Raw genomic sequence first — 13,548 nt, 5'->3', positions numbered from 1 at the left:
AGGATGACTTCCTCCAGCACGACGATCGGCAGCAACGGCACCAACATGTCGACGCTGCCGACCGACACGATGAACACCAACAACGTGTCGTCGACCAACGGCACGTCGGCGAGCGACCTGCAGGCGACGTTCCTGAAGCTGCTCGTCACGCAGCTGCAGAACCAGGATCCGACCAGCCCGGTCGACAGCTCGCAGATGACGTCGCAGCTCGCGCAGATCAACACGGTGAGCGGCATCGCGCAGCTGAACACGTCGCTCACGTCGCTGTCCTCGCAGCTCACGGCCGGCCAGCAGACGCAGGCCGCGCTGCTGATCGGCACGAACGTGCTCGCGCCGGGCAACGCGGTCGCGGTGAAGAGCGGCGCGGCGTCGCCGTTCGGCGTGTCGCTCGCGAGTTCGGTGTCGAACCTGACGATCACCGTGAAGAACGCGGCGGGCACCGTGGTGAACACGATCAACGCGGGCGCGCAGTCGGCCGGCACCGTGCCGTTCAACTGGACGCCGACCGACGCGGCGGGCAACGCACTGCCGGACGGCAAGTACACCGTCAGCGCGTCGTACACCGACAGCAACGGCACGCCGCAGCCGGCCACGACGCTCGCGGCGTCGACCGTGCAGAGCGTGATCAAGCAGGCGGACGGCACGGCGGGGCTCGTGCTGTCGAACGGCACGACCGTGGGGCTGACCCAGGTCGCGTCGATTTTCCCGAACACCACGTCGTCCGCGTCGAATTCGTCCGGCAGCGGCACCTCCTCCAACTGATACTGATCGAGCAATCTCGAAACGGAGACCGAAATGGGTTATCAACAGGGTCTGAGCGGCCTCGCGGGTGCATCGAACGCGCTCGACGTGATCGGCAACAACATCGCGAACGCGAACACGGTCGGCTTCAAGTCGAGCACCGCGCAGTTCGCCGACATGTATGCGAACTCGGTCGCGACGTCGACCAACACGCAGATCGGTATCGGCACGTCGCTGAACGCCGTGCAGCAGAACTTCGGCCAGGGCACGATCAACACGACGAGTTCCTCGCTCGACGTCGCGATCAACGGCAACGGCTTCTTCCAGATGTCGAACAACGGCGTGACGACCTACTCGCGCGACGGCACGTTCCAGCGCGACAAGAACGGCTTCATCGTCGATTCGCAAGGCCGTAACCTGATGGGCTATGCGGCCAACGCGGGCGGCGTGATCAACACCGCGCAGACCGTGCCGCTGCAGGCGCCGACGACCAACATCGCGCCGACCGCGACGACCAAGATCGGCGCGCAGTTCAACCTGAATTCGCAGGACGCGGTGCCGGCCAAGACGCCGTTCAGCGCGACCGACAACACGACCTACAACTACTCGACGTCGATCCAGGTGTACGACTCGCTCGGCGGTTCGCAGGCGGTCAACATGTACTTCGTGAAGTCGGCGGCCGGCACGTGGGAAGCGTACGCGGGCGTGCAGGGCGGCGCCACGGCGGATCTCGGCACGGTCACGTTCGACGCGTCGGGCGCGATCAAGAGCACGACGACGGGCACGCCGCCCACGCCGACCACGTCGGTCGGCCAGTTCCAGTTCACGGTGCCGAACACCGACGGCTCGGCGACGCCGCAGAACCTCACGCTCGACCTGACCGGCACGACGCAGTACGGCGGCAAGAACGGCGTGAACAACCTCACGCAGGACGGCTACGCGAGCGGCACGCTGACGACCTACACGATCGGCACCGACGGCAAGCTGACCGGCAACTACTCGAACGGCCAGACCGCCGTGCTCGGCCAGATCGCGCTCGCGAACTTCAACAACCCGAACGGGCTGGTGAGTCTCGGCGGCAACCAGTACGCGGAAAGCTCCGCGTCGGGCGTGCCGCAGATCTCGGCGCCGGGCAGCACGAACCACGGCAAGCTGCAGGGCAGCGCGCTGGAAAACTCGAACGTCGACCTCACGTCGCAGCTCGTCAACCTGATCACCGCGCAGCGCAACTACCAGGCGAACGCGCAGACGATCAAGACGCAGCAGGCTGTCGACCAAACGATCATCAACCTGTAAGCGCGGATAACGGGCAGCCATGGACCGACTGATCTACACGGCGATGACGGGTGCGTCGCAGTCGCTCGACCAGCAGGCGGTGGTCGCGAACAACCTCGCGAACGCGTCGACGACGGGCTTTCGCGCGCAGCTCGCGACGTATCGCGCGGTGCCGATGAATTTCGGCGACGGCAGCACGAGCGACCCGACGACGACGCGCACCTACGTGCTCGCGTCGACGCCGGGCGCCGACTACACGCCGGGTCCGATCACGCGCACCGGCAACCCGCTCGACGTCGCCGTGCAGGGCGCGGGCTGGCTGGCGGTGCAGGCGGCCGACGGCAGCGAGGCGTACACGCGCGCCGGCAACCTGCACGTCGACGAGAACGGCCAGCTCGTCAACGCGAGCAACCTGCCGGTGGTCGGCAACGGCGGCCCGATCTCGGTGCCGCCGAACGCGGAAGTGACGATCGGCAAGGACGGCACGATTTCCGCGCTGATGCCGGGCGACCCGCCGACGGCGGTCGCGATCGTCGACCAGATGAAGCTCGTGAACCCCGACCCGGCCACGCTCACGCGCGGCAACGACGGGCTGTTCCGCACCGCCGACGGCAATCCGGCCGACGCCGACCCGAACGTGGTCGTCACGCCGAATTCGCTCGAAGGCAGCAACGTCAACCCGGTGACCGCGATGGTCGCGATGATCGACAACGCGCGTGCGTTCCAGCTGCAGTCGAAGCTGATCCAGACGGCCGACCAGAACGAGCAGACGGCGAACCAGCTGCTCAATTTCAGCTGAGCGCCCGCGCCAGCCTAGCAGGAGAACTGACAAATGAACCGTTCGCTCTACATTGCCGCCACCGGCATGAATGCGCAGCAGGCGCAGATGGACGTGATTTCGAACAACCTCGCGAACACCAGCACGAACGGCTTCAAGGCGTCGCGCGCGGTGTTCGAGGATCTGCTGTACCAGACCATTCGCCAGCCGGGCGCGAACTCGACGCAGCAGACGGAACTGCCGTCGGGCCTGCAGCTCGGCACCGGCGTGCAGCAGGTCGCGACCGAGCGCCGGTACACGCAGGGCGGCCTCACGCAGACCGGCAACGCGAAGGACGTCGCGATCAACGGCGCGGGCTTCTTCCAGGTGCTGATGCCGGACGGCACGAACGCGTACACGCGCGACGGCGCGTTCCAGACCAACGCGCAGGGCCAGCTCGTCACGTCGAGCGGCTACCAGGTCCTGCCGGCGATCACGATCCCGCAGAACGCGACGTCGCTGACGATCGGCAAGGACGGCGTCGTGACGGTCACGCAGGCGGGCTCGACCAATTCGGTGCAGATCGGCTCGCTGCAGGTCGCGACCTTCATCAACCCGGCCGGCCTCGAGGCGCGCGGCGAGAACCTGTTCTCCGAGACGACGTCGTCGGGCGCGCCGAACGTGTCGCAACCGGGGCTGAACGGCGCGGGCACGCTCAACCAGAACTACGTCGAAGCGTCGAACGTGAACGTCGTGCAGGAGCTCGTCAACATGATCCAGACGCAGCGTGCCTACGAGATCAACAGCAAGGCCGTGACGACGTCCGACCAGATGCTGCAGACCGTCACGCAGATGAAGAGCTAACCGGAACACCCGTCGTCGCCATGAAGCAGGTTCGCCTCCTCCCGTCAGCCACCGTCCGCGCCGCATGCGCGGTCGCGGTGGCGGCGCTCGCCGCCGGCTGCGCGCAGATTCCGCGCGATCCGATCATCCAGCAGCCGATGACGGCGCAGCCGCCGACGCCGATGTCGATGCAGGCGCCCGGCTCGATCTACAACCCCGGCTACGCGGGGCGGCCGCTCTTCGAGGATCAGCGTCCGCGCAACGTCGGCGACATCCTGACGATCATGATCGCGGAGAACATCAACGCGACCAAGTCGTCGGGCGCGAACACGAACCGGCAGGGCAACACCGACTTCAACGTGCCGACGGCCGGCTTCCTCGGCGGCCTGTTCGCGAAGGCGAACCTGTCGGCGACCGGCAACAACAAGTTCGCGGCGACCGGCGGCGCCAGCGCGGCGAACACGTTCAACGGCACGATTACGGTGACCGTCACCAACGTGCTGCCGAACGGCAACCTCGTGGTCAGCGGCGAGAAGCAGATGCTGATCAACCAGGGCAACGAATTCGTGCGCTTCTCGGGTGTCGTGAACCCGAACACGATCTCGGGCGCGAACTCCGTCTACTCGACGCAGGTCGCCGACGCGAAGATCGAATACTCGGCGAAGGGCTACATCAACGAAGCCGAGACGATGGGCTGGCTGCAGCGCTTCTTCCTCAACATCGCGCCGTGGTGATGACGATGCAGAAGACGCTTCTCGACCGCCTGTCTGCCCGCGCGCACGCCGCCGCGCGGCTCGCCGTCGCGCTCGTGGCGATGGCCTGCGCATTCGGCGCGGCGCCCGCGCACGCGGAACGCCTGAAGGATCTCGCGCAGATCCAGGGCGTGCGCGACAACCCGCTGATCGGCTATGGCCTCGTCGTCGGCCTCGACGGCACGGGCGACCAGACGATGCAGACGCCGTTCACCACGCAGACGCTCGCGAACATGCTCGCGAACCTCGGCATCTCGATCAACAACGGGTCGGCCAACGGCGGTGCGTCGCAGCTGAGCAACATGCAGCTGAAGAACGTCGCGGCCGTGATGGTGACCGCCACGCTGCCGCCGTTCGCGCGGCCGGGCGAGGCGCTCGACGTCACCGTGTCGTCGCTCGGCAACGCGAAGAGCCTGCGCGGCGGCACGCTGCTGCTGACGCCGCTGAAAGGCGCGGACGGCCAGGTCTATGCGCTCGCGCAGGGCAACATGGCGGTCGGCGGCGCCGGCGCCAGCGCGAACGGCAGCCGCGTGCAGGTGAACCAGCTCGCGGCCGGCCGGATCGTCGGCGGCGCGATCGTCGAGCGTTCGGTGCCGAACGCGATCGCGCAGATGAACGGCGTGCTGCAGCTGCAACTGAACGACATGGACTACGGCACCGCGCAGCGGATCGTGTCCGCGGTCAACTCGAGCTTCGGCCCGGGCACCGCGACGGCGCTCGACGGGCGCACGATCCAGCTCGCCGCGCCCGCTGATTCGGCGCAGCAGGTCGCGTTCATGGCGCGGCTGCAGAACCTCGACGTCAGCCCGGACAAGGCCGCGGCGAAGGTGATCCTGAACGCGCGCACCGGCTCGATCGTGATGAACCAGATGGTCACGCTGCAGAGCTGCGCGGTCGCGCACGGCAACCTGTCGGTCGTCGTCAACACGCAGCCGGTGGTGTCGCAGCCGGGGCCGTTCTCGAACGGGCAGACGGTGGTGGCGCAGCAGTCGCAGATCCAGCTGAAGCAGGACAACGGCGCGCTGAAAATGGTGACGGCCGGCGCGAATCTCGCCGACGTCGTGAAGGCGCTGAACACGCTCGGCGCGACGCCCGCGGACCTGATGTCGATCCTGCAGGCGATGAAGGCCGCCGGCGCGCTGCGCGCCGACCTGGAGATCATCTAAATGGCAGCCAGTCTCCCGAACGCGAACGACCTCACGCAGCGCTTTGCGCTCGACGTGCAGGGTTTCGACGCCCTGCGCGAGCAGGCCAGGCAATCGCCTCGGGCCGGCGCGAAGGCGGTCGCCGGCCAGTTCGACGCGATGTTCACGCAGATGATGCTCAAGAGCATGCGCGACGCGTCGCCCGACGGCGGGCTGTTCGATTCGCATACGTCGAAGATGTACACGTCGATGCTCGACCAGCAGCTCGCGCAGCAGATGTCGACGCGCGGGATCGGCGTGGCCGATGCGCTGATGAAGCAGCTGCTGCGCAATGCGGGGCAGGGCGCGGGCAGCGATTCGGCAGCCGGCGTTGGCGCGGCCGGGCTGGGCGCGGACGGCTTCGGCGCGTCCGGCAACGAAGGCGGCCTCGCCGCGATGAACGCGATGGCGAAGGCCTACGCGAACTCGGCCAACAACGGCGGGCTCGCCGGCACGCGCGGCTATTCGGCCGGCAGCGCGCTGACGCCGCCGCTGAAGGGCGCGAGCGGCGTGCAGGACGCCGACGCGTTCGTCGACCGGCTCGCAGGCCCCGCGCAGGCGGCCAGCGCATCGACCGGCATCCCGGCGCGCTTCATCGTCGGCCAGGCCGCGCTCGAATCGGGCTGGGGCAAGCGCGAGATCCGCGCGACCGACGGCTCGACGAGCTACAACGTGTTCGGCATCAAGGCGACCAAGGGCTGGACCGGCCGCACGGTGTCGGCGCTGACCACGGAATACGTGAACGGCACGCCGCGCCGCGTGGTCGCGAAATTCCGCGCGTACGATTCGTATGAACACGCGATGACCGATTACGCGAACCTGCTGAAGAACAACCCGCGCTACTCGGGCGTGCTGAGCGCGAGCCGCAGCGTCGAAGGCTTCGCGCACGGGATGCAGAAGGCCGGCTACGCGACCGACCCGAACTACGCGAAAAAGCTGATCTCGATCATGCAGCAGATCGGCTGACGGCCCCCGTCGGCTCCCGCCTGTTGCACCCTCTGGACCGCGCCCGGCCGCCCGCCGCGCGCGGTTTCAACGTTTGCGCGAAAAAAATCCCCAATTCGATCTAAACTTTCGGTCAGCACTGCCGCTAAGTGTGAGAGACCTGCGACCGGGCCCCCGTTCTGGCCCGGTTTTATTGCGCACCGGTTGCCCGGGCGCCCATGACAAGAATGACCGGCTAGCCATGAATATCGAAACGTCGACGGACCCCAGCCTGGATGCAGGCCACTCCGGGCCCGACTATGCCCGCCGCAATCCGCTGGAAATCGGCGTGCAGCTGCGCAACCTCGTCAACCGCGGCGATTTCCTGACCGTCCAGTACCCGGGCGGCCAGCTCGTCACGCGCCTGCTCGAGGTGGATGTCGGCGCGCGGACGTTTACGTTCGACTGGGGTGCGCTGGCGGAGCAGAACGCCGGCATCCTCGGCGCGTCGCACTGCACGTTCGCGGCCGCGCCGGAGGGCGTGCGCGTCGAATTCTCCACGGGCACGCCGCGCGAGACGCGCTACGAGGGGCTGCCCGCGTTCGTCGCCGATTTCCCCGACGTGCTGATGTGCATCCAGCGGCGTGAATATTTCCGCGTCGATGCGCCGATCGTCGATCCGTTCCTGTGCCGCGGCAAGCTGCCGGACGGCGAAAGCTTCCTGTTCGAGGTGCACAACCTGTCGCTCGGCGGCGTGGGGCTGCGCACGGCCGACGAACGCGTCGAGGCGCTCGAGGTCGGCACGCTGCTGCCCGACGTCGAGCTCGAGCTGACCGGCCACGGCAAGCTGTCGCTCGACCTGCAGCTCGTGTCGCAGCGTTCGACGCAGATGCCGAACGGGTCGCGGCGCTTCCAGCTCGGCTTCCGCTACATGTCGTTGCCGGGCAGCGCGGAAAACACGCTGCAGCGGCTGATTACGCAGCTCGAGATGAAGCGCCGCTCGCTCGCGCGGGCCTGACGCGCAAGCGGCGGCCGGCCCCGCCCGGGGCGGCCCGCACGGTGTTTGCGGCCCCTCGGCCGCACGCCTGAACCGGCGACGCGCACGTGCGCGTCGCGCGCGCATTTTTTCCTCAATTTTTTCGATCGGCGGCCGTTATACCGGGAGTCACGCAACCCGGCGGCCGCGACGCGCGGCCGGCTCATCAGGATCGCGCATGTCCAACACACTCATGAACCTCGGCGTCAGCGGCCTGAATGCCGCGCTCTGGGGCCTCACGACGACCAGCAACAACATCAGCAACGCGGCGACGCCCGGCTATTCGGTCCAGCGGCCCGTGTATGCGGAAGCGAGCAGCCAATACTCGGGCAGCGGTTACATGCCGCAAGGCGTGAACACCGTCACTGTGCAGCGGCAGTACAGCCAGTACCTGAGCGACCAGCTGAACACCGCGCAGACGCAAGGCGGCGCGCTGTCGACGTGGTACACGCTCGTCGCGCAGCTGAACAACTACATCGGCAGCCCGACGGCGGGGGTCTCGACCGGGATCACGAACTACTTCACCGGGCTGCAGAACGTCGCGAACAACGCGTCCGACCCGTCGGTGCGGCAGACCGCGATCAGCAACGCGCAGACGCTGGCCAACCAGCTCAACGCGGCCGGCCAGCAGTACGACGCGCTGCGCCAGAGCGTGAACACGCAGCTCACCAGCACCGTGTCGCAGATCAACACGTACACCGCGCAGATCGCGCAGTTGAACCAGCAGATCGCGGCGGCGAGCAGCCAGGGGCAGCCGCCGAACCAGCTGCTGGACCAGCGCGACCTCGCGGTGTCGAACCTGTCGGGCCTGGCCGGTATCCAGGTCGTGCGCAACGACAGCGGTTACAGCGTGTTCATGTCGGGTGGCCAACCGCTCGTCGTCGCCGACAAGAGCTACCAGCTTGCGGCCGTCACGTCGCCGTCGGATCCGAGCGAACTGACCGTCGTGTCGCAGGGGATCGCCGGCGCGAAGCCGCAGGGGCCGAACCAGCCGTTGCCCGATTCGTCGCTGTCGGGCGGCACGCTCGGCGGCCTGCTCGCGTTCCGCAGCCAGACGCTCGACCCCGCCCAGGCCCAGCTCGGCGCGATCGCGACCAGCTTCGCCGCGCAGGTCAACGCGCAGAACGCGCTCGGCATCGACCTGTCGGGCAACAAGGGCGGCAACCTGTTCACGACGCCGTCGCCGACCGTGTACGCGAACCAGGGCAATACCGGCAACGCGTCGCTGTCCGTGTCGTTCGCGAACGCGTCGCAGCCGACCACGAGCGACTACACGCTGTCCTTCGACGGCACGAAATACACGCTGACCGACCGCGCGAGCGGTGCGGTGGTCGACCAGAAGGCGGGGCCGATGCCGGTTTCGCTCGGCGGGCTGAATTTCTCGACCCCGTCGGGCTCGATGAGTGCCGGTGACAAGTTCACCGTGCTGCCGACGCGCGGCGCGCTGAACGGCTTCGGCCTCGCCACGACGAGCGCGTTGGCGATCGCGGCAGCCTCGCCGGCCGTCACGTCGGCGGCGAGCACCAACACCGGCACGGGCAAGATCACGCTGGGCGGCGTCACCGCGGGCTATCAAGTGCCGACGACCAAGCTGACCTATGACGCGACGGCGAAGACGCTGACGGGTTTCCCGGTCGGCACCACGGTGACGATCGGCACCACGCCGCCGACGTCGGTCACGATCAACAACCCGACGGACACCGTCCCGTACGACCCGGCGGCCGGCGCGACGATGACGATGTCGGGAACGGCCGCGGGCGCGCTCAACGGCGTGAGCGTCACGCTGTCCGGCGCACCGGCGACCGGCGACTCGTTCACGATCGGGCCGTATGCGGGCGGCACCAGCGACGGCTCCAACGCGCTCGCGCTGTCGAAGCTGGTCAACTCGAAGGCGTTCGGCAACGGCACGACGACGCTCACCGGCGCGTATGCGAGCTACGTGAACGGCATCGGCAACACGACGACCCAGCTGAAATCGTCGAGCGCCGCGCAGACCGGGCTGATCGGCCAGATCACCCAGGCGCAGCAGTCGGTGTCGGGCGTGAGCACGAACGAGGAAGCGGCCAACCTGATGCAGTACCAACAGTTCTACCAGGCGAACGCGAAGGTGATCCAGACGGCGGCGACGCTGTTCCAGACCGTGCTCGGCCTGTTCAATTGACCGGATTCGAGGGATAGAAGCGATGCGGATTTCCAGCGCCCAGTTCTTCCAGCTGAACGTTTCACAAATGAACGATCAGCAGGCCCAGCTTGCGCAGCTGTATCAGCAGATCTCGAGCGGTGTGAGCCTGCAGACCGCGGCGGACAATCCGGCCGGCGCGGCGCAGGCCGTGCAGCTGTCGATGACGTCGGCGACGCTGTCGCAGTACGCGACCAACCAGACCGCGGCGCTCGCGTCGCTGCAGGCCGAGGACCAGACGCTGCAGAACGTGAGCACCGTGCTGACGAACACGCAGTCGCTGCTCGTGCGCGCCGGCGACGGTTCGATGTCCGACAGCGACCGCTCGGCGCTCGCCACGCAGTTGCAGGGTTACCGCGACCAGTTGATGACGCTCGCGAACACCAACGACGGCGCGGGCAACTACCTGTTCGCCGGCACGAAGAATTCGGCTGCGCCGTTTTCGACGACGCCGAGCGGCAGCGTCGCCTATGTCGGCGACACCGGCACGCGCCAGGTGCAGATCGCCGATTCGAGCACCGTGTCGCAGGGCGACACGGGCGCGGCCGTCTTCATGTCGGTGCCGGCGATCGGCAGCTCGCCGGTGCCGTCGGCCGGCGCCAGCAACACGGGCACCGGCACGATCGGCGCGGTCACGGTGACGAACCCGGCGATCGCGACGAACGGCCATCAGTTCTCGATCACCTTTGGCGGCACGGCCGCCGCGCCGACCTACACCGTGACCGACAACTCGGTCAGCCCGCCCACCACCACGCCGGCGCAGGCTTATTCGTCGGGCTCGGCGATCTCGCTCGGCGGCGGAATGACGGTGGCGGTGTCGGGCACGCCGGCCGCCGGCGACACGTTTGCCGTTGCGCCGGCGCCGCAGGCGAGCGGCGGCTCGGACGTGTTCTCGACGCTCGACGCGATGATCGCGGCGCTGAAGACGCCCGTGACGGGCAACGCGGTGGCGGGCGCGGCGCTGAAGAACGCGTTGATGACGGGCTCGACCAAGCTGGGCAACACGATGCGCAACGTCACGACGATCCAGGCATCGGTCGGTGGCCGCGAGCAGGAAGTCAAGGCGATGCAGGCCGTCAACCAGACTGCGTCGCTTCAGGTCACCAGCAACCTGTCCGACCTGACGAGCACCAACATGGTGACGACGATCAGCCAGTTCCTGCAGATGCAGAACGCGCTGACGGGCTCGCAGAAGGCGTACGCGCAGTTGCAGAACCTGTCGCTGTTCCAGTACATCAACCCCTGATGTCCGCCGCGCCGGCCGCGATGTGAGCGCACGCTTGCGTTGCGGCGGGCGTCGATCGCCGCCCGCGCAGGTTCCCGCGCGGGCGGGCGCTTCGCCGGGGCGTGCCATCGTGCCCCGTTTCGCACACGCGGCAAGCCGCGCAACGTGCTCGCTGGCCCCACTCGGCGGCCCGCTTTTCCGCCCTGTTGTCGGCCTGCTTGCCAGCCCCATTTCCGCTCCGTAAACTCGCGCCAGATTCCAGACCGGCGCATCCTCCGCAGCCGGCGACCGACAGGAGCCCTTTTCCCCATGTCCGATTCCTACTTCCCGCGCTGGCGGGTGCAATCGACCGGCGCGGCCTCGCGCGTGGTCGGCCCCGACGAGCGCCTCGCGTGGCCGCAGATGGTCGCGATGGGTGTGCAGCACGTCGTCGCGATGTTCGGCTCGACCGTGCTCGCGCCGCTGCTGATGGGCTTCGACCCGAACCTGTGCATCTTCATGTCGGGCGTCGGCACGCTGCTGTTCTTCGTGCTGGTCGGCGGCCGCGTGCCGAGCTACCTCGGCTCCAGCTTCGCGTTCATCGGCCTGGTGATCGCGGTGACCGGCTACGGCGGCAGCGGCCCGAACCCGAACATCCCGGTCGCGCTCGGCGGCATCGTCGCGTGCGGCGTCGTGTACGTCGCGCTCGGCCTGCTGGTGCAGGCGATCGGCACGCGCTGGATCGAGACGCTGATGCCGCCCGTCGTGACCGGCGCGGTGGTCGCGGTGATCGGGCTGAACCTCGCGCCGATCGCGGTCAAGGGCGTGTCGGGGTCGACCTTCGAATCGGTGATGGCGCTCGTCACGGTGCTGTGCGTCGGCGGCGTCGCGGTGTTCTCGCGCGGCATGGTGCAGCGCCTGCTGATCCTGGTCGGGCTCGTGATCGCCTACGCGATCTACGCGGTCGCGACCAACGGGATGGGGCTCGGCAAGCCGATCGATTTCTCGATCGTCGGGCAGGCGGCCTGGTTCGGGGTGCCGAGCTTCCGCGCGCCGGTGTTCGATCCGCACGCGATGCTGATGCTCGCGCCGATCGCGGTGATCCTGGTCGCCGAAAACCTCGGCCACATCAAGGCCGTCAGCGCGATGACGGGTACCAGCCTCGATCGCTACGTGGGCCGCGCATTCATCGGCGACGGGCTCGCGACGATCGTGTCGGGCAGCGTCGGCGGCACGGGCGTGACGACCTACGCGGAGAACATCGGCGTGATGGCCGTCACGCGGATCTACTCGACGCTGGTGTTCGCGCTCGCCGCGGTGATCGCGATCGTGCTCGGCTTCTCGCCGAAGTTCGGTGCGGTGATCCAGACGATTCCGGGCCCGGTGCTCGGCGGCGTGTCGATCGTCGTGTTCGGGCTGATCGCGGTGACGGGCGCGCGGATCTGGGTCGTCAACAAGGTCGACTTCTCCGACAACCGCAACCTGATTGTCGCGGCCGTCACGCTGGTGCTCGGCGCCGGCGATTTCTCGCTGAAGATCGGCGGCTTCGGGCTCGGCGGGATCGGCACCGCGACGTTCGGCGCGATCATCCTGTACGCGATCCTGCGCAAGGAAAAGGAACCGGGCCCGGTGGTCTGAGCTTCCGGCGGGCGGTGCGCTGCCGCCCGCGTCATCTTGTGCGTCGAACGTCGACGCGCTACGCGCCGACGTTCGACTGCGTCTGCAGCCACGCGCAGAACTGCGCGACGAGCGGATCGTCCGCCGGCGCGCGCGGCGCGATCCACCAGTAGCTGCGCGTCGCGATGCGCGGCCCTTCCAGCGGCATCACCAGCCGGCCGCTCGCGAGCTCGTCGTCGATCAGCGGCAACGGGCCGAGCGCGACGCCCAGGCCGTCGACGGCCGCCTGCAGCGCCAGGTAGAAGTGGTCGAACGACTGCCGCTTGCGCCCCTTCATCGCCACGCCGGCCGCCGCGAACCAGTCGCGCCAGCCTTCCGGCCGCGTATCCGAATGCAGCAGCACATGGCGCGCGAGATCGTCCGCGCGCGCGATCGGCGCGCGCTTGAGCAGCGCGGGGCTGCAGACGGGAATCACGCTTTCGTCGAGGAAGTGGCCGCTCGTGCAGTTCGGCCAGTGGCCGGGGCCGCGGCGGATCGCGACATCGAAGCCGTCGAGCGTATCGAGCGGCGCATTCGACGTCGACAGCTTCAGCTCGACGTTCGGCACGTCGCGCTGGAACCGCGACAGGCGCGGCAGCAGCCATTTCATCGCGAAGGTGGGTAGCGCATTGATGCGCAGCACGCGTGCCGCGCCCGTGTTGCGCAGCTGCTCGGTCGCGAGCGCGATGCTGTCGAACGCCGCGCGCACGGTGTCGAGGTAGCGGCGGCCTTCGTCGGTGAGCTTCACGCGCTTGCCGTAGCGGTGGAACACCGGCTTGCCGAGCCAGGCCTCGAACCCGGCGATCTGCCGGCTGATGGCACCGTGAGTCACATGCAGCTCGTCGCCGGCGGCGCTGAAGCTTTCATGTCGTGCCGCGGCTTCAAAGGCCCGAAGCGCGGAAAAGGGTGGGAGATCGCGTGCCATGCTTGTGATTCTAGATCACAAGGGCGCGCCGATAAAATCGTTTTGCCGGTATGCCGAACGGCGGTAACCTCG

The 13,548-nt window shown here is 68.1% G+C and carries 12 protein-coding genes; 11 read left to right on the top strand and 1 reads right to left on the bottom strand.

Going from position 1 to position 13,548, the window contains the following annotated elements; all coding sequences use genetic code 11:
• Positions 1–3 precede the first annotated feature (3 nt).
• The 11 genes from CFB47_RS17255 (at position 4) to CFB47_RS17205 (ending at position 12,533) form a co-directional block, all read left to right on the top strand.
• Complete coding sequence (locus CFB47_RS17255; RefSeq protein WP_089461752.1) at positions 4–762, top strand: flagellar hook assembly protein FlgD; 759 nt, start codon at positions 4–6, stop codon at positions 760–762.
• 33 nt (positions 763–795) lie between these two features.
• The gene (flgE, locus tag CFB47_RS17250; RefSeq protein ID WP_089461751.1) at positions 796–2,037 is read left to right on the top strand and encodes a flagellar hook protein FlgE; all 1,242 of its coding nucleotides are present in this window, start codon (positions 796–798) and stop codon (positions 2,035–2,037) included.
• Between the two features lie 19 nt (positions 2,038–2,056).
• The gene (flgF, locus tag CFB47_RS17245; RefSeq protein WP_089426515.1) at positions 2,057–2,815 is read left to right on the top strand and encodes a flagellar basal-body rod protein FlgF; all 759 of its coding nucleotides are present in this window, start codon (positions 2,057–2,059) and stop codon (positions 2,813–2,815) included.
• Between the two features lie 33 nt (positions 2,816–2,848).
• On the top strand, positions 2,849–3,637 hold the full coding sequence (gene flgG / locus CFB47_RS17240) for a flagellar basal-body rod protein FlgG (RefSeq protein WP_069249069.1): 789 nt from the start codon (positions 2,849–2,851) through the stop codon (positions 3,635–3,637).
• 20 nt (positions 3,638–3,657) lie between these two features.
• The gene (gene flgH / locus CFB47_RS17235; RefSeq protein WP_089441206.1) at positions 3,658–4,350 is read left to right on the top strand and encodes a flagellar basal body L-ring protein FlgH; all 693 of its coding nucleotides are present in this window, start codon (positions 3,658–3,660) and stop codon (positions 4,348–4,350) included.
• Between the two features lie 5 nt (positions 4,351–4,355).
• On the top strand, positions 4,356–5,534 hold the full coding sequence (locus tag CFB47_RS17230) for a flagellar basal body P-ring protein FlgI (protein WP_089426671.1): 1,179 nt from the start codon (positions 4,356–4,358) through the stop codon (positions 5,532–5,534).
• Positions 5,535–6,518 carry a flagellar assembly peptidoglycan hydrolase FlgJ gene (gene flgJ / locus CFB47_RS17225; protein ID WP_089461750.1) on the top strand — a complete coding sequence of 328 codons (984 nt, stop codon included), beginning with the start codon at positions 5,535–5,537 and terminating at the stop codon, positions 6,516–6,518. It begins immediately after the preceding gene.
• Positions 6,519–6,738: 220 nt separating this feature from the next.
• Entirely contained in the window at positions 6,739–7,494 is a 756-nt protein-coding gene (locus CFB47_RS17220; RefSeq protein ID WP_039369150.1) for a flagellar brake protein, read from the top strand.
• Between the two features lie 196 nt (positions 7,495–7,690).
• Positions 7,691–9,673, top strand: a complete 1,983-nt coding sequence (flgK, locus tag CFB47_RS17215) for a flagellar hook-associated protein FlgK (RefSeq protein WP_089461749.1) — start codon at positions 7,691–7,693, stop codon at positions 9,671–9,673.
• 22 nt (positions 9,674–9,695) lie between these two features.
• The gene (gene flgL / locus CFB47_RS17210) at positions 9,696–10,937 is read left to right on the top strand and encodes a flagellar hook-associated protein FlgL (RefSeq protein ID WP_089457069.1); all 1,242 of its coding nucleotides are present in this window, start codon (positions 9,696–9,698) and stop codon (positions 10,935–10,937) included.
• A gap of 288 nt (positions 10,938–11,225) precedes the next feature.
• Positions 11,226–12,533, top strand: coding sequence for a solute carrier family 23 protein (locus CFB47_RS17205; protein ID WP_089441202.1), 1,308 nt, complete (start codon positions 11,226–11,228; stop codon positions 12,531–12,533).
• Between the two features lie 58 nt (positions 12,534–12,591).
• Here the strand turns inward: CFB47_RS17205 and CFB47_RS17200 are convergent, their stop codons facing one another.
• Positions 12,592–13,476 (bottom strand): transcriptional regulator GcvA, encoded by an 885-nt coding sequence (locus CFB47_RS17200; RefSeq protein WP_069249062.1) that lies wholly within the window; start codon positions 13,474–13,476, stop codon positions 12,592–12,594.
• Positions 13,477–13,548 lie beyond the last annotated feature (72 nt).

This window comes from Burkholderia sp. AU27893 (genome assembly GCF_002223205.1).
Lineage (GTDB): Bacteria > Pseudomonadota > Gammaproteobacteria > Burkholderiales > Burkholderiaceae > Burkholderia.
This window is presented reverse-complemented; position numbering and strand designations above follow the sequence as displayed.